This window comes from Afipia carboxidovorans OM5, assembly GCF_000218565.1.
GTDB lineage: Bacteria > Pseudomonadota > Alphaproteobacteria > Rhizobiales > Xanthobacteraceae > Afipia > Afipia carboxidovorans.
In genome coordinates this window covers 1,321,158-1,343,200 of sequence record NC_015684.1, presented here as the reverse complement: position 1 = coordinate 1,343,200, position 22,043 = coordinate 1,321,158, and the positions used below count along the sequence as shown (strand labels likewise).

Annotated in this window: 17 protein-coding genes; 8 read left to right on the top strand and 9 right to left on the bottom strand. The window is 59.3% G+C overall.

Translation table 11 applies throughout. The annotated features are described in order from the left end of the window. Positions 1–32 precede the first annotated feature (32 nt). The 3 genes from OCA5_RS06340 to OCA5_RS06330 are packed head-to-tail and all read left to right on the top strand — an operon-like array spanning position 33 to position 5,096. Positions 33–713 (top strand): nucleoside deaminase, encoded by a 681-nt coding sequence (locus OCA5_RS06340; RefSeq protein ID WP_013912960.1) that lies wholly within the window; start codon positions 33–35, stop codon positions 711–713. Positions 714–754: 41 nt separating this feature from the next. Next, positions 755–2,344 (top strand): bifunctional aminoglycoside phosphotransferase/ATP-binding protein, encoded by a 1,590-nt coding sequence (locus OCA5_RS06335; protein ID WP_012563956.1) that lies wholly within the window; start codon positions 755–757, stop codon positions 2,342–2,344. Between the two features lie 55 nt (positions 2,345–2,399). Then, a complete protein-coding gene (locus OCA5_RS06330; protein ID WP_012563957.1) occupies positions 2,400–5,096 on the top strand; it encodes a bifunctional acetate--CoA ligase family protein/GNAT family N-acetyltransferase in 2,697 nt (898 codons plus the stop codon). Between the two features lie 28 nt (positions 5,097–5,124). On the opposite strand, the gene OCA5_RS06325 is transcribed toward OCA5_RS06330, so the two are convergent. After that, a complete protein-coding gene (locus tag OCA5_RS06325; RefSeq protein WP_012563958.1) occupies positions 5,125–7,518 on the bottom strand; it encodes a phosphoketolase family protein in 2,394 nt (797 codons plus the stop codon). 459 nt (positions 7,519–7,977) lie between these two features. Here OCA5_RS06325 and OCA5_RS06315 point away from each other — a divergent pair, with 459 nt between their 5' ends. Continuing rightward, positions 7,978–8,298, top strand: a complete 321-nt coding sequence (locus tag OCA5_RS06315) for a hypothetical protein (protein WP_012563960.1) — start codon at positions 7,978–7,980, stop codon at positions 8,296–8,298. A 102-nt stretch (positions 8,299–8,400) separates the two neighbouring features. Here the strand turns inward: OCA5_RS06315 and OCA5_RS06310 are convergent, their stop codons facing one another. Together OCA5_RS06310 and OCA5_RS06305 are read right to left on the bottom strand one after the other, a co-directional pair. After that, on the bottom strand, positions 8,401–9,129 hold the full coding sequence (locus OCA5_RS06310; protein ID WP_012563961.1) for a CBS domain-containing protein: 729 nt from the start codon (positions 9,127–9,129) through the stop codon (positions 8,401–8,403). 159 nt (positions 9,130–9,288) lie between these two features. Then, on the bottom strand, positions 9,289–10,272 hold the full coding sequence (locus OCA5_RS06305; protein WP_012563962.1) for a zinc-dependent alcohol dehydrogenase family protein: 984 nt from the start codon (positions 10,270–10,272) through the stop codon (positions 9,289–9,291). Positions 10,273–10,398: 126 nt separating this feature from the next. On the opposite strand from OCA5_RS06305, the gene OCA5_RS06300 reads away from it, so the two are divergent. Beyond that, positions 10,399–10,872 carry an Hsp20/alpha crystallin family protein gene (locus tag OCA5_RS06300; RefSeq protein WP_012563963.1) on the top strand — a complete coding sequence of 158 codons (474 nt, stop codon included), beginning with the start codon at positions 10,399–10,401 and terminating at the stop codon, positions 10,870–10,872. 66 nt (positions 10,873–10,938) lie between these two features. Here OCA5_RS06300 and OCA5_RS06295 read toward each other — a convergent pair whose 3' ends face one another. Then, a complete protein-coding gene (locus OCA5_RS06295; RefSeq protein WP_012563964.1) occupies positions 10,939–11,334 on the bottom strand; it encodes a hypothetical protein in 396 nt (131 codons plus the stop codon). 168 nt (positions 11,335–11,502) lie between these two features. Between OCA5_RS06295 and OCA5_RS06290 the strand changes: the two genes are divergently transcribed. The 3 genes from OCA5_RS06290 to OCA5_RS06280 are packed head-to-tail and all read left to right on the top strand — an operon-like array spanning position 11,503 to position 14,542. Continuing rightward, positions 11,503–12,636, top strand: coding sequence for an ABC transporter permease (locus OCA5_RS06290; protein WP_012563965.1), 1,134 nt, complete (start codon positions 11,503–11,505; stop codon positions 12,634–12,636). A 2-nt stretch (positions 12,637–12,638) separates the two neighbouring features. After that, positions 12,639–13,418 (top strand): ABC transporter ATP-binding protein, encoded by a 780-nt coding sequence (locus tag OCA5_RS06285; protein WP_012563966.1) that lies wholly within the window; start codon positions 12,639–12,641, stop codon positions 13,416–13,418. Positions 13,419–13,426: 8 nt separating this feature from the next. Beyond that, positions 13,427–14,542, top strand: coding sequence for an ABC-type transport auxiliary lipoprotein family protein (locus tag OCA5_RS06280; RefSeq protein ID WP_012563967.1), 1,116 nt, complete (start codon positions 13,427–13,429; stop codon positions 14,540–14,542). A gap of 41 nt (positions 14,543–14,583) precedes the next feature. Here OCA5_RS06280 and OCA5_RS06275 read toward each other — a convergent pair whose 3' ends face one another. The 5 genes from OCA5_RS06275 to nirB form a co-directional block, all read right to left on the bottom strand. Then, the gene (locus tag OCA5_RS06275) at positions 14,584–15,033 is read right to left on the bottom strand and encodes a universal stress protein (protein WP_013912959.1); all 450 of its coding nucleotides are present in this window, start codon (positions 15,031–15,033) and stop codon (positions 14,584–14,586) included. An 81-nt stretch (positions 15,034–15,114) separates the two neighbouring features. After that, complete coding sequence (gene cysG, locus OCA5_RS06270) at positions 15,115–16,599, bottom strand: siroheme synthase CysG (protein WP_012563969.1); 1,485 nt, start codon at positions 16,597–16,599, stop codon at positions 15,115–15,117. After that, positions 16,571–19,246 (bottom strand): nitrate reductase, encoded by a 2,676-nt coding sequence (locus OCA5_RS06265; RefSeq protein ID WP_013912958.1) that lies wholly within the window; start codon positions 19,244–19,246, stop codon positions 16,571–16,573. Before OCA5_RS06265 ends, cysG begins: the two co-directional genes overlap by 29 nt. Before the next feature lie 4 nt (positions 19,247–19,250). Next, positions 19,251–19,580, bottom strand: coding sequence for a nitrite reductase small subunit NirD (nirD, locus tag OCA5_RS06260; RefSeq protein ID WP_012563971.1), 330 nt, complete (start codon positions 19,578–19,580; stop codon positions 19,251–19,253). Between the two features lie 4 nt (positions 19,581–19,584). Further along, entirely contained in the window at positions 19,585–22,035 is a 2,451-nt protein-coding gene (gene nirB / locus OCA5_RS06255) for a nitrite reductase large subunit NirB (RefSeq protein WP_012563972.1), read from the bottom strand. Between the last annotated feature and the right edge of the window lie 8 nt (positions 22,036–22,043).

The window sequence follows — 22,043 nt, the reverse complement described above, 5'->3', positions numbered from 1 at the left end:
AGAGCTATGTTTGTCGCATATGTGAGCAGTCGATGCTTAAAGTCAGCAAGCATTCCGATATTGATTTAATGAGGCGCTGCATTGCATTAGCCAGATCGTCCCTCGCTGCGGGTGAATATCCGTTTGCAGCCGTCATCGCCTGCGATGGCGTATTCGTATGCGAATCGATCAACAGGGCAAGGCAGGATCAGGACGTTAATCGTCACGCAGAAGTCGTCGCGATTTCGTTGGCGCAACAGATTCGAGGAATAAATTTGGCTGATTGCACCCTCTATTCAGCGGTCGAGCCATGCGCCCAATGCTCATACGCAATTCGCGAAGCCCAGATAGGACGGGTTATCTATGGTTTAAAGTCACCATTGATGGGCGGGCATTCCCGATGGGACATTCTGTCGGATGCCAAGCTGTCAACCGTACTTCCCGAGGTCTTCCTGCCGGCTCCTGAGGTTGTGTCCGGATTTCTACACGAGGAAGTCGAAGCCCTCTTTCGCGAGTGGAGCCCTTTAATTTGGTCCATTATCAAGGCACGCGGCGTGTTCGTCAGTGACACAGAAGAACGCGTTCAGCTTCCGCATCGGCGCGGATTTGTGGCCACCCTGTTCAGACGCTTCAGAATGTACATTATCGATCGTATCAGGCAGCGGCGCGGCGCGCCTGCATCAACATCCCATCAGCCCGCAGCCGCTATCGATCTTGACACACATCAACGGTAGAGGCCCTGCCATACTTCATAGTTGCGAGCACCGGAGCGGCCATGGACACGTCAGACTCCTTTCCAGATGATGATGTTGGCAATGCAGCGGTGTCTGGTGAGCCTGCACAGGAAGCCGTGTTCGCCCTGCTCGCCGATCCGGCGACCCACGGCGGCGGGCCGGTGCTACGCTGTGATACCCATGCGTCGGCGGTGTTTCTGGCGCCTCGGCGGGCCTACAAAGTCAAGCGCGCCGTGCAATTTCCGTTTCTTGACTATTCGACGCTGCCGAAGCGCAAGGCCGCATGCGAGGCGGAATTGGTCATCAATCGCCAGTTCGCGCCACGCCTCTATCGTCAGGTGATAGCGATCACGCGAGAGTCAAACGGCCAGTTAGCGGTAGGCGGTAAAGGCAAGCCTGTCGAATGGGCGGTCGAGATGGAGCGTTTTGACGAAAGCCGGACTCTGGATCACATCGCCGCTCGTGGTGCCTTCGACGATACTTTGCCCGCAAAGCTCGCTCACATGGTCACAGCGATGCACCAGAGAGCGGAGTGCACCGATCCTGATCCGTGGCTCGCGGCACTCCCCCGCTATATCGAGCAGAACACCGTCGCGTTGCGTGAGGCCAGTGACATCTTTCCCGCTGAAGCTGTCAGCGAACTCGATCGGCGCTCGCGGGACGCGCTGGCACGGATTCGTCCGCTTCTCGTCTCCAGAGGCCAACGGGGCTTGACACGCCGCGGCCACGGCGATCTGCATCTCGGCAATATCGTACTTCTCGACGGAGAGCCCGTTCCCTTCGACGCTATCGAATTCGATCCAGTTATGGCATCCGGTGACATCCTGTACGATCTATCCTTCCTGCTGCTGGATTTGATCGCGCACACGCTTACTCCTGCCGCCAATGTCGTTCTCAACGGATATTTCGCGGCAACACATCAGATTGAGGATTATGACGGCCTTGCCGCGCTGCCCCTCTTCATGTCGATACGCGCTGCAGTCCGGGCGAAAGTGACCGCGGCTCGCCTCAGCCAAAATACCGGTGACAAACGGAACGAGATTATCCAGGCGGCTCAACGCTATTTTGAGTTGGCCCGGATATTGATCGCACCTCCATCACCTTCGATCGTTTGCGTCGGAGGCCTTTCCGGGACGGGGAAATCGATATTGGCACGATCACTTGCGCCGCTTATTCACCCTCTTCCGGGCGCGATCGTTCTGCGCTCTGATGTCGAACGCAAAACGTGGTTCGGTGTTGATGAAACCGATCGCCTGCCCCCAGAAGCCTACCGACCTGAGATATCGACAACCATCTATGCAATGTTATGCGACAAAGCTGCCCGGATTGCCCGAGCCGGTCATTCGGTCATCGTCGACGCCGTCTTTGCCAAAGCTTCCGAACGCGCCGCGATCGAGGCCATCGCGCGCGAGGCGAATGTGACATTCCATGGGTTATTTCTGGAAGCCGATCTGGCCACGCGCATCGCTCGGATCAGCGGGCGAGGCCCGGATGCCTCCGATGCGAACCCGAGCGTCGCGCGCCAACAGGAAGACTTCGAAGTCGACTCCCTCTCGTGGTCCGTCATCAACGCCGCCGGTTCTCCGGCGGACACGCTCGCCCGGGCATGTGATACTCTTCCAGAACCATGAAGTTTGGAGAGCGCTGGGTCATGAGGAACGAAACGATCCAACCTGAGTGACGGCCATGACAATCCGAAATCTGAGTCATGCTTTCGCACCCAAATCCGTTGCCGTTATCGGAGCTTCGCTTCGCCATGGCTCGGTTGGACACATCGTGCTCAACAACATCGTGAACGGCGGTTTCGAAGGTGAAATATGGCCTGTGAACCCGAAGTACACGGATTTGAACGGCCGCCGCTGCTATCCCTGCGTAAGTGATCTTCCCGGAATTCCCGACCTCGGCGTCATCATAACGCCGGCAGCCGTGGTGCCAGACCTTATTAAAGAGCTGGGCGAAAAAGGAACCCGCGCTGCCGTCGTCATCACCGCCGGTATCACCAGGGAAAACGGCCTGAGGCAAGCCATTCTTGATGCGTCGAAGCCTCACCTGCTCCGCATCATCGGCCCGAACACCCTCGGACTCGTGCTGCCTCTCGCCAAACTCAATGCAAGTTTCGCCCATATGGGAGCTGCGCCCGGCAACATCGCCCTGCTGTCTCAGTCAGGAGCCATCGCCACCTCATTGATCGATTGGGCAGCGGCAAACGGTATCGGATTTTCGCAAATTGTATCACTTGGCGACATGGCGGATGTCGATGTTGCGGACTGTCTGAACATGCTCGCGGGTGACGCTCAAACACGCGCCATCGTGATGTATTTGGAATCGGTGCCGAACCCGCGAAAATTCATGACCGCAGCCCGCGCTGCTGCACGCGTCAAGCCGGTCATCGCCATCAAGCCGGGACGCCACGCCGAAGCTGCCAAAGCCGCCGCAACCCACACCGGAGCGCTTTCAGGCGTCGATCGCGTGGTGGACGCAGCGCTCCGCCGTGCCGGAATTCTGCGGGTGAACGAACTGGCCGATCTTTTCGGCGCAACGGAAACAATCGCGCGGTTTTCACCCATTGAGCGGGCGCGCGTCGGTATCGTCACCAACGGCGGCGGAGCCGGTGTTCTGGCCGTCGACCGATTGATGGATTTTCATGGCGAGCTTGCCGTTCTATCACCCAAGACGATTGCTGCCCTTGACCAGACGTTGCCGTCAAACTGGTCGCATGCCAATCCTGTCGACATCGTCGGAGATGCTCCGCCGGAACGCTACCGCGCCGCCGTCGAAGCCGTCGCCGCAGATCCGGACGTCGATGTGCTGATGGTGATGAATTGTCCGACCGGCGTAGCGTCGTCGTCCGATGCAGCGACGACGGTCGCATCCCTCGCGAAAAACGGCACGATCAACGACAAACCGGTTCTGACATGCTGGCTGGGCGAGCAGTCCGCGCGCGGCGCCCGCCGGTTGCTGCAGGCGGCTGGGATCACAAGCTATGAAACCCCGGCGGCAACGGCGACGGCGGTATCCTATCTGACGGACTGGTCGCGCTCCCAGAAGATGCTCCACCGCGTTCCTTCAGACAGAAGCACGGACGTCACAAGCGCCCGCGCCACCGCACTCTCTATTTTTCGACAAGTCGCGGGGGAAAGCCGCCGCATGTTGACCGAACCCGAGGCAAAGGCCGTCGCAAAGGCTTACGGCATCCCGGTTCCAGAAATTATCGTGGCGCATTCGCCTGACGACGTCGAACAAGCAGCAACAGATCTTCTCGCCAATTCAAACAAGGTCGCTGTCAAGCTGCTGTCGAAGTCGATCACGCACAAATCGGACGTGGGTGGCGTTGTCCTCAGTCTCGAGACAGCGGCAGCCGCACGCGAAGCGGCAGAGGCAATCACGCGACGACTGCATCAGCATCGCCCGGATGGCACCATCGAGGGGTTTGCCGTACAGCCGATGATCGAGCGCAGGCAGGCGCAGGAGCTTATCCTTGGCGTCAATCGTGACGCTATTTTCGGCCCCATCATTCTTTTCGGCGCCGGCGGCGTGGCAGTCGAGGTCATGGATGATATCGCCATTGGCCTGCCGCCGATGGACGACATTCTAGCTGGCGATTTGATTGACCGGACCCGGATCGGACGCTTGCTCGCCGGTTTTCGAGATCGTAAGCCGGCAGACCGCGCCGCAATCAGCCAGGCACTCAACGGACTGTCGCAATTAGTCGTCGATTTTCCTTGCGTCACCGCCGTGGATATCAATCCTCTGTTGGCCGATAGCGATGGCGTGATCGCCCTCGATGCCCGGATTGAAATTGACCCACTGTCTGTCGAACAGCCCGGCCCCAATCCTGCACTTGCCATCCGGCCATATCCGGCAGAATGGGCCAGGGATTTTACCCTCGACGACCACACATATCATATACGACCGATCCAGCCAGCCGACGCGGCGCTCTATCCTGCATTCCTCGCCAAGATTGCCAAAAGGGACATGCAGCTCCGCTTCTTCAACATCAGTACGGAATTTTCAGACAAGTTTCTGGTGCGCCTCACTCAGCTCGACTACGACCGCGAAATGGCATTCGTGGCTCTCGATGAAGAGAGTGGCGCACTATGTGGCGTCGCACGGCTGTCGAACGATCCGGATCATGAAGTGGCGGAATATGCAGTCCTGGTGCGCAGTGACCTGCAAGGACAAGGCCTCGGCTGGACGATGCTGAATCACCTGATCCGCTATGCCAAGGCGGATGGTCTGAGCCGGGTTGAAGGTATCGTTCTCAGCGCGAATACAAAGATGCTGCGGATGTGCCGCGAGATCGGCTTCCAACTCGCCGCGGAACCTCCCGGGGATGGCACGGTCAAGGTGTCGCTTGATCTTGCCAAATACGACCCGGACTGAAGCGGCGATTGCAGAGCACTGCGCTCGTTCAACGAAAGGCGTCTGTGGCGGGTCTCTGTGCACCTTTCCATCGCCAGTTTCTCACCTCAGGCAGATCGACGCCGTGAGTACGGATGAAACGCTCGTGCTCAACCAGTTTGTCGCGAATAGCCTGTTTGGTGTAGACGGCGGCCGCGCCAAGCTGCGGCACCCAGTCAATGACAGCCGCAATCAGATGAAATCGATCGATCCTGTTCCGAACAGCCATATCAAAGGAGGTCGTCGTGGAGCCCTCCTCTTCATAGCCCCGCACATGGATATTGTGGTGATTTGTACGTTTGTAGGTCAGCCGATGAATTAACGTCGGATAGCCGTGATAAGCAAAGATCACCGGCTTGTCCGTGGTGAACAGCGCATCGAAATCGTTGTCGGCCAGCCCGTGCGGATGCTGTTCTTTTGATTGCAGCGTCATCAGATCAACGACATTCACGACCCGAATTTTCAATTCCGGAATCTGCTGCTCCAGCAAATCGACAGCAGCAAGCGTCTCCAGCGTCGGCACGTCACCCGCGCACGCCATGACGACGTCCGGCTCGCTGCCGCGATCGTTGCTGGCCCATTCCCAAATTCCGATTCCTTCCGTGCAGTGTTTGATCGCAGCATCCATCGAGAGCCACTGCGGGCTCGGCGCCTTACCAGCAATGATGACATTGACGCGATCCCAGCTCCGCAGGCAGTGATCGGCCACATACAGCAGAGTGTTTGCGTCGGGCGGCAGATAAACGCGGACGATATCGGCCTTCTTGTTGATGACGTGATCGATGAACCCGGGATCCTGATGGCTGAAACCATTGTGGTCCTGCTGCCAGACGTGCGAAGTGAGCAAATAATTCAACGAGGCAATCGGCTGGCGCCATGGCACCTCCCGAGCGGTTTTCAGCCACTTGGCATGCTGGTTGAACATCGAATCTACAATGTGAATGAAGGCCTCATAGCAAGAGAAGAAGCCGTGGCGGCCGGTCAGCAGATAGCCTTCGAGCCATCCCTGGCAGGTGTGTTCGCTCAGAATCTCCATGACGCGGCCATCGGGACCAAGGTCATCATCGTCCGGGATTATTTCGGCATTCCATGACCGGTCGGTAACGTCGAACAGAGCCTGTAGTCGATTTGAAGCTGTCTCGTCCGGACCGAATACGCGGAAATTGCGGTTGGCTTTGTTCGCCGCCATGGTGTCGCGGAGGAAGCCACCCAGCACGCGCGTTGCCTCCGCGTCGACCTGTCCTGGAGCTTCCACATCAACCGCGAATGACGTGAAGTCAGGAAGGCAGAGCGGCCGCCTTTTGGTGCCCCCATTCGCATGAGGGTTGGCGCTCATCCGCTTTGCCCCTTCCGGCGCGAGGGCCGCGATCTCGGGGCAAAGCCGGCCAAGATCATCGAACAGCCGCTCCGGAAGGTAGCTTCGAAGCCAGTTCTCCAGAAGCTGCAGGTGACCGGGGGCTCGTATGTTACTGAAAGGGACCTGATGCGATCGCCATGATCCTTCGGTCTTCTGGCCATCCACCGTCTTCGGCCCGGACCATCCCTTTGGGGTTCGCAGAACAATCATCGGCCAACGCGGCCGCTCAGGATTACGTTCGCTTCGGGCTGTTTTTTGGATTTTTGCGATATCGGAGAAGGCAGTTGAGAGCGCCAACGCCATCTTCCGATGCATCTGGAAATGATCGTGCCCCTCTACGAAGATCGGCGCATATCCGTAACCTTCAAACAAGGCGCGAATTTCCTCCGAAGGAATGCGCGCAAGAACGGTTGGGTTGGCGATCTTGTAGCCGTTGAGATGAAGGATCGGCAGCACGGCACCATCGGACGCCGGGTTGAGAAACTTGTTGCTGTGCCAGGCGGCAGCAAGCGGCCCGGTCTCGGCCTCCCCGTCGCCGACCACGCAAGCAATAATCAATTCCGGATTGTCGAACGCCGCTCCAAAAGCATGGGATAGCGAGTAGCCGAGCTCACCACCTTCATGGATAGAGCCCGGCGTTTCAGGTGCGGTGTGGCTTGGCACACCACCGGGAAACGAAAATTGGCGGAACAGGCGCTTGATGCCTTCAATATCCTGCGTGATTGCAGGACAGAGTTCGCTGTAGGTGCCCTCGAGATAAGCGTTCGCAATAATTCCCGGAGCGCCATGACCGGGCCCAGTCACAAACAGAATGTTCAGGTCTCGCGCCTTGATGAGACGATTGAGATGCGCGTAGATGAAGTTAAGCCCCGGCACCGTTCCCCAGTGGCCAAGGAGACGCGGCTTGACGTGCTCGATAGCGAGCGGAATTTTCAAGAGCGGATTGTCGAGCAGGTAAACCTGACCGACAGAAAGATAATTGGCCGCCCGCCACCAGGCATCAATGAGACCAAGCTCGTGATCCGTCAGGGATGTGTCCGCTACCATAGAGCCCTCCGGTCAGCATCCAGGAGGTAAGACGACGTTTTATCCTTGGGCGATATCAAACTCGGCCCGATAAAAATGCAGCGCCCGATCGGTTCCGGTTAGCGTATCGCCCACGATAACCACCCCCAGGATGCCTGCATATTTTTACACGGCGATTAAGGCGAGACAAGGAAAGGCGTCCTACGCCGACCCTTAACCTAACGTCTCCAATATATCGCATCGACTGTGGTTATCTGTTGAATCTTAATTTTAAAGGCACTGCTCCTCTAGGTAAGTGTTCCTGTCAGAGCCCGACGGCTGCGACGTTTCGCGACAGCAGGACATTCTCTCCATCTTGCGCGAAATCAAGCGCGCCTCTTCCGAAAGCCTTATTCTGAAAGCAATAGACCGGCCAAAATCGCTTATCCCGTGACCGACCCAGATGGAAGCGATCCGGCGCTTCATTTCAGGAGAAGGCAAATGCACCTCGACAAAATCCTCGTCGACGAGAAACAGCCTGCCGATCTCATCCAGGGAAAGACCGTTATAAAATACCCAACAGTCGCAGCCGCCGCGTTTGAGTTTCAAAAGCTCTCGCCCCGCGAGCAGAAAAGAACGCGCATCAAAAGCGGCGGGTTCACCTACACGTACGACGAGATTGAACGGCTTTGCTACGCAAAAGACGAGATTTCGTGCAGTACAAAGCCGCGGCGCCTTACGAATCTGGCCCGCATCAAGAAGGCGCCGTTTTCCTATCGCGCATCAAGGCGCCAAGCGCACGATAGCGTGCTGAGCAATTAAGGCTGGAAATTGCCATTGCAGTAGCGGGATGAGATAGCGCCCTTCCCGCTCCGCTCCCACGAGCCTTCAACACGTGCGACAATCCAAGTCACGGCGCCCCAACTAGCTGCGGGATTCCCGGCGTTCGTCTTCCGGAGACAGCAGGCTCAGGCCGGACATCGGATCAATCCAGCAAAGATGATCATGGACTCGCTTCACGCCTTGCACATTCTCGGCCGCGACGATGCTGGCCTGCCGCGACCGCTCATCGGTAATGATGCCATCGATATGAACGACGCCCCCGCGAACGCGAATATTGAAACTGATCGGCCGCCAATCGTTCGATTCGATCGCACGGATAATGCGCTGCTGTAGATGATCATCATCGGCCGTGGGATCGGGAACCTCACGATCCAGGCTGGCGACGGTGCGCAACAGGTCCGTCCGCGTCACCATTCCCAGAAGCTGCATATCCTTCACCACAGGCAGCCGCTTGATGTTGTGCTTCTCCATGAGGCGCACGATGTCTTCCAGATTGGTATCCTCGGTTATGGTCACTGGCTGAGGGTTCATGACCACTCCGACCTTGCGGCCTCGCTCATGGACGAACTCGGTCGCGGCCCGGCCGGGACCTATGAAGAACGCCAGCCACCGAGCCCGTTTCGTTTGAGTGCCAATCTCCACCCTGCGCACGAAATCTCCTTCGGAGATAACGCCGACGAGCTTGCCAAATTTGTCAACGACAGGGAGCCCGCTGATGTGATTCTGCAGCATCAGCAGGGCCGCCTCTCTCAAGGTGGTATCTTCAGTAACGGAGACCGGATTCCGGGTCATGATCTGATGGGCGCGCATGGCTCTCTCCTTCAACTGGCGAAGGAATACACCCGTCGGGGCTAGTGCTTTTGATACCGATCAACCCGAATTGTCGCCTGTTTAGCGGAACTCTCCTAAATCGCTACCTATCATACGATATAATTATCTGGCGGCGGGTGAGTGCGTCATCCTATCGCATCAAGGCTTGAGGACGGCCGCCCCGACCAGACTTCCTTGTCGCAACATGGCAAGCGCCTCGTTGGCGCGCCCAAGTTGGAAGACCGTGGTATGCGTCTGGACCTTGGCTTGGGGCACGATTCTGAGAAACTCGATCCCGTCGCGACGGGTCAGGTTTGCGACCGAGACGATCTGTCGTTCTTCCCATAACAAGCTGTACGGAAAGGATGGGATATCGCTCATGTGAATGCCGGCGCACACGACACGGCCGCCTTTCCGCACCGCGCGCAGCGCCGCAGGAACAAGAGAGCCGACAGGCGCATACAGGATCGCGGCATCGAGAGGCTCCGGCGGCAACGCGTCGGAGGAACCGGCCCATACCGCGCCCAACTCTCTCGCAAAGGCTTGCGCTGCAGCATCATCGCCGCGGGTAAAGGCATAAATCGACCGGCCTTGCCACTTCGCCACTTGCGCCACGATATGGCCGGCTGCCCCAAAACCATATATTCCAAGACGCTTTGCATCACCGGCCATGACCAGCGAGCGCCAGCCGATCAGGCCGGCGCAAAGCAACGGGGCAACCGCCTCGTCAGGTCCCTCCTCTTCCAACGGAAACGCGAAATCTGCGTCGACAACCGTGTGCGTCGCAAATCCGCCATCCCGCGTATAGCCGGTGAACAGAGGATCATCGCAAAGATTTTCCATCTCGCTCCTGCAGTAAAAACACTCCCCGCAGGTGTGACCAAGCCAGGGAACACCGACCCGCTCGCCAAGACAATGGTTGGAGACGCCAGGTCCGATCGCGTCCACGCGCCCGACAATCTCATGTCCGGGAATGATCGGATATTTGATATGCGGCAACTCGCCGTCCATGACGTGAAGATCGGTTCGGCAGACGCCACAGGCACCGACCCGCACGCGCACCTGGCCGGGCTGTGGAACAGGATCCGGCAGATCGGCCATCTTGAGTTCCGCTCCCGGTCCGCTCAGAACCATCGCGCGCATTTGCCACCTCTTTGCCCAAGAGCCCGATAAAATTATCTGCCCACCGATCTTTGACTCCGCTCAACACAAAAATGATCGGTCCGGCAAAAATAGCTGCGGAGCATGTGCTCCGACATGGAGGCTATCATGACAGTGAAATCAGTCATTCCCGTAGCTCAAGATCGTGTCGTTGCCCGCAAGGAGTCGAACCCGTTCTCCCTGCTGCAACATGAGATCGACCGTCTGTTCGACGGCTTTACGCGCAACTTCGCGCCATTCTCGCAAAACCCTGTTGTCCCCAACATGGATGTCGCCGAAACCGAGAAGGAAATCGAAATCACGGCTGAACTCCCCGGTCTCGAGGAGAAGGATGTTCAGATCAACGTGGCCGACAATCTTCTCACCATTCGCGGCGAGAAGAAGAATGAGCGCGAGGAAAAAGAGAAAGACTATCACCTCGTGGAGCGTAGCTACGGCTCGTTCCTTCGCACGGTCGAACTGCCGCCAGGCGTGAACCTTGACACCATCAAGGCCACGATCGCCAAAGGCATTCTGAAGGTGACGGTGCCAAAACCTGCGCCCTCGCAAATGAAAAAGATCGAGGTCAAGACGGCGGCGTAAATGATGGATGAAAGAAAAGCGGCATAGACAACTATGCCGCTCTTTTTTGGTTGGCGCCTAACCGCGCTAGAGGCGCTCTACTCGCATCACCCGGAAGGGGCGTGCCTCCTCATCCTCCGTAATCGAGACATATTCCCCTTCGACAAAACGCTCGTCTTCAAAATGATACCCCGCCTCATCAGGCGACGTCTCATAGCGGAATGCCCAGGTTCCTCCTGGACGACGGACCAGATGACCATGGATCTCGGGCTCGTCTCGCCGCAAGCGGATGACGCGGCAAGCATCTTTGTGATCGCGCCATAGCTCGTGATCGATATGTCCATCCGGCGTCAGCGGCATGACGAGGACATAGCCGACCTCCTCGTCGCCGGCCGGATGGTCCGGCTCCCGCGCAAGGATCAGGCGAACGCTACGGAACGCTGGCGGCAGGCTGGTGTTCAATATCGGCTCCAGCTTCGGCATGGGACCTCCATGAACTAATGAAGACAAGCCCAGAAAGCCTAGCTTTAGCAAAGCTGCCGCTGTTGACTTGCCTCAAGGTTCCATCGCTGCCGCTCCCTTGAGACACATCAACACTGCTCACACACTAATCCGCTTACTAAGCGTCGAAGATTGGTTGGGAGGCAAAGCATGAGTGTCGCGCCGAAATTGACGACCGATCTGATTGACGGTCGCGCGCAGATGTACGCTGCCGGATCCTGGACAGCATCTCAGGTATCAGCGCTTGAGCCTGCGGTCGAAGCCGCAACACGCACCGCGTCTGGAGCACGGGCACTGCAGCTCGACATGTCAGCCGTGAACGAGATCGACACCATTGGGGCCTGGCTTCTCGAGCGCATGATCCGTCACGCACGCCAGGCGGGCTCGGAAATTAAGACGGTGGGGATCAGCGAGCGCTTCGCGGGGCTGATCGAGGAGCTGCGATCCGCCAACCTCAATCCTCCGGTCTACGAAAAGCAGAATCCTCTTCTCCTCAAGCTCTACCAGATCGGCCAGTCGACGGTTTCCTCACTGCAGGAACTGTTGATCTTTATCGACATGCTGGGTCGGCTCGGCACCGTTCTCGCAAGGGTTATTCTTCATCCCAGGCGTTTGCGCCTGACATCCACGATCTATCAATTGCACAAAGTCGGATGGCAAGCCGTCCCTATCATCGTGCTGATCACTTTTCTGATCGGAGCCATCATCGCCCAGCAGGGCATCTTCCATTTCCGGAAATTTGGTGCCGACGCCTATGTCGTCGACATGGTCGGCATTCTGGTCTTGCGCGAAATCGGCGTTCTGATCGTTGCCATCATGGTCGCCGGCCGGTCAGGCAGTGCGTACACCGCAGAGCTCGGCTCCATGAAGATGCGTGAGGAGATCGATGCCCTCACGACGATGGGCCTCGATCCGCTCGAAGTGCTGATCCTGCCGCGCGTCATCGCCCTCATCATTGCGCTGCCGATCCTGACATTTATCGGATCGATCGCAGCGCTTTACGGCGGCGGTCTGATCTCATGGCTCTACGGCGATATGATGCCGGCAACCTTCATCGCCCGCCTTCACGAAGCCGTGTCAGTCACCCACTTTGAGGTTGGCCTCATCAAGGCGCCGTTCATGGCACTCGTCATCGGCATCGTCGCCAGCAGCGAAGGATTGCGCGTCAAAGGAAGCGCTGAATCGCTCGGGCGACAGACGACGACATCAGTCGTTAAATCGATCTTTCTCGTCATCGTTCTCGACGGACTGTTCGCGGTCTTCTTTGCATCGATCGGGATGTGACCATGAACGAGTTACAGCCTGACATTGCCATCCGCGTCCGCGATCTCGTCGTCGCATTCGGCAAGCATACGGTCCTCGATCACCTCTCGCTCGATGTCCGGCGTGGCGAAATTCTCGGCCTCGTAGGAGCATCCGGCGGGGGCAAGTCGGTGCTGATGCGCACCATCATCGGATTGATCCCGAAGCAAAGCGGCACCGTCGATGTGATGGGATCGCAAATTCACGGCGCCGACGACAGGCAGACGCAGGAGTCGGCCGCGCGCTGGGGTATTCTGTTTCAACAAGGTGCGCTGTTCTCATCTTTGACCGTGCGGCAGAACATTCAGGTGCCCATGCGCGAACACCTCTCCATGTCGCAGGAGCTGATGGACGAGGTGGCCAATGCGAAACTCGAGATGGTCGGCCTGAAGGCGACTGACGGCGACAGATACCCCTCGCAGCTCTCAGGCGGCATGACAAAGCGCGCCGCACTCGCGCGCGCTCTGGCCCTCGATCCTGCAATTGTGTTTCTCGATGAACCGACCTCTGGACTCGATCCGATCTCGGCCGGCGACTTCGATGCGCTGATCAAGACCTTGCAGAAAACACTCACCTTCACCGTGTTCATGGTGACGCACGACCTGGCCAGCCTCCATACCGTCTGCGACAGGATTGCCGCCTTGGCTGACGGCAAGATCGTTTCAATCGGCACGATGGACACACTTCTTGAAGCAACCCACCCCTGGGTGCGCGCATATTTCCACGGCGCTCGCTCGGAAATGCTCCAACCCCGTAAAAATTGAGGATTCCGATGGAGACGCGCGCGCCCTACATCATTGTCGGTCTCTTTGTCCTCTCGATCGCGGCAGCCGTGTTCGGCTTCGTCTATTGGCTGAACAATGCCGGTGGCCTTGGCGCGCGCAGCATCTATCAGGTGCAATTCGACGAGCCGGTGCCAGGATTGCTCGTCGGTGCCGGCGTGCTGTTCAACGGCATCCGCGTCGGCGAGGTGACACGCCTCGCGCTCGATCCTCAAAGCCCGCGCCGCGTGAATGCATCCGTCAGCGTGCTCACCGATACGCCTGTCCGCGCTGACACCAAGGTTGGGCTGGAGTTTCAGGGGCTGACAGGCGTCCCTGTGATCGCACTCGAAGGCAACAAGGATACGCTTGCGACAACTCCGATCGGCGTGCTGGTGGCATCACCCGGCGCGGGCCAAAGTATGACGCAGGCGGCTCGTGAAGCGCTTAGGAAAATCGATTCCGTTCTCAGCGATAATTCGCAACCTCTCCATGACACCATCGCCAATCTGAGCACATTTGCCGAAGGGCTCGCCCGCAATACGGGACGCCTCGACGGTATCCTCGCAGGATTGGAAAGAATGACCGGTGGAGGCGAACCGCAGGCGCAGAAGCACGTCTACGATCTAAGTGCCGTTCAGACCTACGCGGCTACCCGGACACCTCTCACGCTCCAGCTTGCGATTCCCGAGCCAACCGTAATCCTCGCACTCGATACGCAACGCCTGATCGTGACACCGGAGGGGGACGCCCTTGATGCGTCGATCGCTCAGGCGCAGTGGGCCGACAGCATACCCAAGCTCGTTCAAGCCCGGCTGCTCGAAAGCTTTGAAAATTACAGCGAAGAGAAAGCGCCGGTTCGCCCGACCGATGGAGTGCAAACCGATGCGACGCTGCTGAGCGAAATCCGTCGCTTTGGCGTCGACACTTCCGGTAGCCCGACTGCCGAAATTTCCCTCTCGGTGAAGCTCGTTGCTAAATCCGGGCAGATCGTCGCCTCCCGCATTTTCCGGTCGAACCAGCCAGTCGCACACCTTGATGCAAAAACCGCCGTGTCGGCTATCGATCGTGCCTTCACCGACACAGCCAAACAGATCGTCACCTGGGCTGCCGACAAACTCAAATGAGATCGGCCGGTCCGTCCAACTTTGGAGCACGAGATTGGCCGTCAGCGAACGACCAACACCGGTACCTTCGAAGTCGAGACAACTTGCGTGGTCTGGCTTCCGAGCATGGCTCGACTGAGACCAGTACGACCATGAGACGACATCACAATGAGACTGCAGCCACACTGCTCCGCGATTTCCACCAGCGCATTCGCAGGTGTGCGCCACGGAACGTGGATGGTCTCGATCGGGACGCCAGTCGCTTCAGCATCTTGCCGGATCCGCTCCAGGATACGCTTCGCTATTGCAGCCTGATTTTTGTCGTAGGCTGCGATTTCGCCCTCGCTTGGCGACCACAGATCGGAGGCGAAGGCAAATTGTCCACCGAGCGGTTCGGTCACCGTCACGGCGGTGACCTTGCTGCCATGTATTTTTGCCAGCCTTAACCCATGATCGACGCCCGCTTGCGCGAGATCCGAGCCATCGCTCGATACGAGTATGTGCTCATACATCATCGATTTCTCCGCTCTTGGGTCGTGATTATCCAAGCCGACTGCACTGGCCGGCAAGGATGTCATGAAGGCGGAGGCATCTCAATTCCGGAGCATACCTGAGGAAGAAACCACACGATTTCTGGCTGACGGTCGCACCCCTTCAGCCTCAAGCCTTTGCGCGAATACACGTCCGATGCCGATCAAAGCAGGCTGCCCATCCCGTATGATAGTGCAGCAGTCCGGCAGCCCAGCCAGGTCCGTCGAATGTATCGCTTCACCGGGGCGGCCGATGTTCACACCAACGACAGCGGGCGTGCGAGCAGACATCCCCCGCTGAATAAGCTCCGCGGAAATCCGGGCGGCCGTACGCGCGCCCATATAGAAGATCGTCGTGGCAGAGGGATCGGCAACAGCAGCCCAATCCACATCTTGCGGCAAGCCACCATGCTGCGAGTGGCCAGTCACGAACCGCACGGACCTCACGCAGTCGCGGTGGGTCAGCGACACGCCGAGCCGTGCAGCCATCGCAAGCCCCGCAGTGATGCCGGGCACGACATCGTGCCCAATGCCTTCATTTTCAAGGGCCGCAATTTCCTCACCCAAACGTCCGAAGATCATAGGATCACCGGACTTCAGACGTACGACCCGTCGACCGGCCTTTGCGAGCGCGATCATCATCTCGTTGATCTCATGCTGCTTGCAGCTCGGCCGCCCGGCGCGCTTTCCAACGAGGATGCGCTTCGCTTCGCGCCGCGCCAGTTCCAGCACCTCATCTGACACGAGATCATCGAACAGGATCACGTCGGCCGCCTGAAGCGCGCGGACAGCCTTCAACGTGAGCAGTTCAGGATCACCGGGCCCGGCACCAACGAAGGTGACATAGCCCTGCCGTTTCTGTTCAGCTACCTCACGAATATCGCTGCGAAGCTGTTCCAGAGCATCACCGCTGGGCGCACCAGCAAAGGCGCGATCGACGAACCGCTCCCAGAAATGACGTCGCGCCTCACCTGGCAACAGGCGCTCAGCGACAACATCGCGCAACTGTCGCGCAAGCGCGGCCCAGTCAGCAAGCGAGCATGGTAGCAGTGTCTCAATGCGGCGGCGTACCGCCTGGCTGAGGACAGGGGCCGCGCCCGACGTCGAGATGCCAACCACCAATGGTGAGCGGTTGACAATAGAGCCGAACTGAAACTGGCAATGGGCCGGTCTGTCGATGACATTCCAGGCCGCACCTGTTTTGCGGGCGGCCGCTGCAAAAGCTATCGCCTCCGATTCATCCTCCACATCGGCCAGCGCCATCACGGCGCCCGCAAGGCAATCCGCATCCCAGACGTGGCGGTGGAGTTTCACGCGGGGCTCGCGCTCATGCAGCACCACCATGCTCTCTGACAAGCGCTCGGAAGCTGTATAGACATCGACCTGAGCGCCGGCCGCGGCTAGAAGTTCCGCTTTCCAAGCGGCAGCCTCACTGCCGCCGGCCACGACGGCTCGCTTTCCCGTAAGATCGAAAAACGCGGGAAGAACGCTCAACGCGGCAATGCGCGGCGGTGCGGAGTCACTCGGCGGCCTGGAGACGAGCTTCATCGATGATCTTTCTGATTTCAGCGCGGCAGGAGCCGCAATTGGTACCAGCACGAATGTGTTCGCCGATTTCGCCCACGCTCCGGCATCCCGCAGCGACCGAGACCGCAATCTGGTTTACCCCGATGTTGAAGCAGGAGCAGACGATGCGGCCGATGGACGGCGTCGGGACAGGCGAGCGGCCGGACAGGAGCGCCATGCGCTCGGCCCCGCTCAATGGTACGCGAGAGCCAAGCAGCGACACCAGCCAGTCGCGCGATGGCAACTGGCCCTGAGGACTGACCAGCAGCGCCTCGGCCATCGCTCCATCGTCGTCGATGGCGGCCGCGCGATAGTTCAAGCCGCGGCGGTCAGTGTACTCCAATAACTCCTCGCGCCGGTACGCCTCCATGAACTGCCGAGAAAGCAGAATGCCCTGATCGGGCGTCTCAGTTCCACAGAGCTCGTAGATCCATCCGCCCGACACGGTTTGCCGGCTCCAATGAACAAAACCAGTAGGTCGAAGATAGCGTCGTGTGATCAGAACGCCTTGCCATGCAACTTCCTCGCGCACGATCTTCACTGGAACGTGTTTCAACTCCGGCTGGCCGGAAACCGCATCGGCCAATGGTGTTGCAAGTGGCCCTGCCCCGGCATTGGCCGCGAATTGGCCGCTCCAGTGCATCGGGAGGAATGCGCTGCTCGGTTTCTGACTGCTGGAAACCTTTACCTTGGCACGCGCTAAGCCGTAGGGACTCGAGACGCTGGCGAGATCGCCATCCGCCAGCTCATATCTAATAGCGTCTTCGGCTGCGATTTCCAGCAATGGCTCCGGTGCGTTCGACATCAATCTCGGCACACGTCCGGTCCGAGTCATGGTGTGCCACTGATCACGTAGGCGACCTGTATTCAGCGAGATAGGACGCGTGGCGTCGACAGCCTGCGCGACACTTTGCTGGCGGACGGCGACGAAGAAAGCGCGGCCGTCGGCCGTTGGAAAGCACCCATCACCAAATAGCCGATCAGCAGACGCACCATCACGCGACACCGGCCAGCACACGGGCGTAAAGCCGTCATACTCTGCCTCGGTGACGCCCGCGAAAGCGCCAATATCAAACAGCCGCTCACCCGCGTTCTCATAGGTGGAGAGAGCCGCGTGCTCGCGAAAGATGGCGGCCGGCCCATCGAAGCTGAACGCGTGCCCATATCCCATGCGGCGAGCCACGTCGCAGACGATCTTCCAGTCCGGTCGTGCGGCTCCCGGCAGCGGCAGAAACGGGCGCTGCCGCGAAATCCGGCGTTCCGAATTTGTGACAGTCCCACTCTTCTCGCCCCAGCCAGCAGCCGGCAGCAGCACATCGGCGAACCGCGTGGTGTCGGTTCGGATAATGTCGGAGACAACGACGAAATCGCAGGCCTTGAGCGCGGCGCGCACGCGGCCAGCGTCCGGCATGGAGACGGCGGGATTGGTGCCCATGATCCACAGCGCCTTGACGCGACCATCGCCCGCCGCTCGGAATAGATCGACTGCCTTCAGCCCAGCCTTTCGTGCGATGTTCGGCGCGTTCCAGAAGCGTGAGACAGTCTCAATGTCCTGCGTGGATTCGAAGCTCATATGAGCGGCGAGCTGGTTGGCCAGGCCTCCAACCTCGCGGCCGCCCATGGCGTTGGGTTGCCCCGTGACTGAGAACGCGCCCATGCCGGGCCTGCCGATACGCCCCGTCGCCAGATGGCAGTTAATGATCGCATTGACCTTGTCGGTGCCGTGCACCGACTGGTTGACGCCCTGGCTATAGACGGTGATGGATCGCTCCGTTGCCGCGAACAGCTCATAGAAAAGGCGAACGTCGCCGGAGTTGAGGCCGCATCCCTCAGCCACCGACTCGATCGACGGAGCATCGGCAGCCGCCGCATCGAGTGCTATCGCGAGGCCCGAGGTTCGGCCGGCCACGAAGCTCTCATCGATAACGTTTGATCGAGCCAGATGAGCCAGCAGCCCGTTGAAGAGCAGCACGTCCGTTCCTGGATCGATGGCAAGATGCAGATCGCCCTCCTCCGCCGTCGCAGTACGGCGCGGGTCGACGACAACGATCTTCGTGCCCCGCTTGCGCCGAGCAGCCAGCAAACGCTGATAGATGATCGGGTGGCACCAGGCGGTGTTGGATCCCGCCAGCACCACAAGGTCAGCCTGTTCGAAATCCTCATAGATACCGGGAACGATGTCTTCACCGAAAGCGCGGCGATGGCCCGCTACTGAAGATGCCATGCACAAGCGCGAGTTGGTATCGATATTGGCGGAGCCTATGAAGCCTTTCATCAGCTTGTTGGCGACGTAGTAGTCCTCCGTGAGCAACTGGCCGGAGACGTAGAAAGCAACCGAGTCAGGGCCGTATCGCCCGACAGTATCCGTGAAGCGCCGCGCAACGAGATCCAGCGCATCGTCCCAGGATGCTTCGCGTCCGCCGATCTCCGGCGCAAGCACGCGTCCTTCCAGACCTGTCGTCTCGCCGAGCGCCATCCCTTTCGAGCACAGCTTGCCGAAGTTGGCCGGATGCTCGGGATCGCCACGAACAGAAACCGATCCATCGGGGGTCACCCGCGCGAGGACGCCGCAGCCCACTCCGCAATATGGGCATGTGGTTCTTACTTCGGCTACGGCTGGCTCCTGCATGCCGTCACTCCGCCGCCGCCAGAGCAACGTCGAGAGCGAGCGAGATACGCCCTCCGACAAGCCTGACCGGAATGGTCTTCAACGCACCTTCGTCAGCTCCCAGCGCCTTGCCCGTTTCCAGCGAGAACACCCAATTGTGCAGCGGGCAGGTTACGGACGCGCCATGAACGATGCCCTGACTGAGAGGGCCGCCGCGATGCGGGCAGTGATCCTCGACCGCGTAAACCTTGTCATCGGCCGTCCGAAAGACGCCGATACGACCCTGCGGCGTCTCAACACACCGCGCACCACGCTGTGGGATGTCTTCAAGTGCACCTATTTCAAACCAACCCATCGCCTCACTCCGCCGCCTGCGGGAAAGGAACAGCCGCCATGGGCCGAAACTCATGCTTGTCCTTGCCCGACACCCGCTCGGCCCAAGGATCGATCTGCGCGAATTTCTGGCTAAAGACGAAGCGGTCGAAATACTCCTGGCGCCGCGCGGTATTCTCCAGCACCTGCTTCCTGATCTCATCGGTGCCGATGCGTTTGGCCCATTTGTAGATGCGCTCCAGATAACGACCCTGCTCGCGATACATCTGGACGAGCGCGACGATCACCTCGAGCGCCTCGTCCTCTGTCTTGACGAGGCCGAGGACTTCCGTGCCCTTGATGTCGAGCCCGGCAGCACCCGCGAAATGAATCTCGAAGCCGGAATCCACACAGATCACGCCCACATCCTTGCAGGTCGCCTCGGCGCAGTTGCGTGGACAGCCGGACACAGCCATCTTCACCTTGGCTGGCGTCCACGAGCCCCACATGAATTTTTCGATGCGGATGCCGAGCCCCGTAGAATCCTGAGTGCCGAACCGGCACCAATCGGTTCCCACACAGGTCTTTACCGTGCGCAGGCCCTTCGCATAGGCATGGCCGGATACAAAGCCAGCCTGACCAAGATCAGCCCAGACAGCGGGCAAGTCTTCCTTCTTGATACCCAGCATGTCGATGCGCTGGCCGCCGGTGACCTTCACTGTCGGGATGGCAAACTTGTCCACGACATCGGCGATGGCTCGAAGCTCGCGCGCCGAGGTGACGCCACCCCACATTCGCGGCACCACCGAATAGGTGCCGTTCTTCTGGATGTTGGCGTGGGCGCGCTCGTTGATGAAACGGGACTGATAGTCGTCGGCATACTCATCTGGCCAGTCGGCCACCAGATAGTAGTTGAGTGCGGGCCGGCACTTGGCACAGCCGCAGGAGGTCTTCCATTCAAGCTCCTGCATGACGGCAGGAATGGTCTTGAGTCGCTTGGCCTTGATGAGCCGGCGCACCTCGCCATGCCCGAGCGTGGTGCAGGGGCAGACCGGCTGAACGGTGGCCGGATTGTAGCTGTCGCCCAAGGTGAGCGTCATCAGCTTCTCGACCAGTGGCGTACAGTTGCCGCAGGACGCCGAAGCCTTGGTATGAGCCCGCACGCCGTCGAGGCTGGTCAGCCCCTTGGACGTGATGGCCGAGACGATCGTACCCTTGCACACGCCGTTGCAGCCACAGATTTCCGCATCATCCGCCAGTGCCGCAACGGCCGCCAAAGGGTCCGCAGACGTACCACCTTGGAGCGCTTGACCGAAGATCAGCGTGTCGCGCATCGCCGATATATCGGTCTGCTTTTTCTGCAGGTCCGCGAACCATGCCCCGTCCGCCGTTTCGCCAAACAGAACCGCGCCGATGATGCGATCGTCCTTGAGCACGACGCGCTTGTAAATACCCGCGGAGGCATCCCGCAGCACGATCTCCTCGCGGTCGTCGCCATCGGCAAAGTCGCCGACCGAATAAAGATCGATGCCTGTCACCTTGAGCTTGGTCGGCGTCTCGGAATGCACGAAGCGCGCCTCCGGCGCACCGGCCAGATTCTCGGCCGCCACGCGGGCCATCTGATAAAGCGGCGCGACGAGGCCATAGGTCCGGCCTTCGACTTCCACGCATTCGCCGAGCGCCAAAACCGACGGATCGGATGTCTGCATGGAGGGATCGACCACAATGCCGCGCCTAACCTCCAGGCCTGCCTCCTTTGCGAGCGTCGCATTCGGGCGAATGCCGACTGCCATGACCACCAGTGAAGCCGGGATCACTCGACCGTCCTTCAACGCCACACCGGTGACGCGCTTATCGCCAAGGATTGCCCTGGTATCAGCCTTGGTGATGACCTTGATGCCTCGCGCCTCGACGGCCTTCTGCAGCAGGTAACCGGCAGCGGGATCGAGTTGACGCTCCATCAGAGTCGGCATGACATGGAGGACCGTCACATCCATGTCTCGCTCTTTAAGTCCGGCTGCCGCTTCAAGACCGAGCAGCCCACCGCCGATAACCACCGCCTTGTCACGCGATTGCGCGGCAAGCAGCATGGCATTCACATCATCCAGGTCACGATAGGTTATGACTCCGGGAAGATCGGAGCCCGGCACCGGGATGATAAAGGGGACCGATCCGGTCGCCACGACCAGCTTGTCGTAACTCTCGGTAACGCCCTTGTCCGAGGTAACCGTCTTCCCTGCACGGTCGATGGCAACGATCTTGTGACCCTTGTAGAGCGTCACGCCATTGGCGATATACCAACCATCGCCATGGATGACGATTTCCTCGAAGGTCTTCTCGCCGGACAGCACAGGCGACAGCATGATACGGTCGTAATTGACCCGCGGCTCCGCATTGAAAATGGTTACCTCGTAGCGGCCGGGAGCAGCCTCGAACAGGTGCTCCAACATCCTGCCGGGAGCCATGCCGTTACCGATGATGACAAGTTTCTCGGTCATTGCCGTAT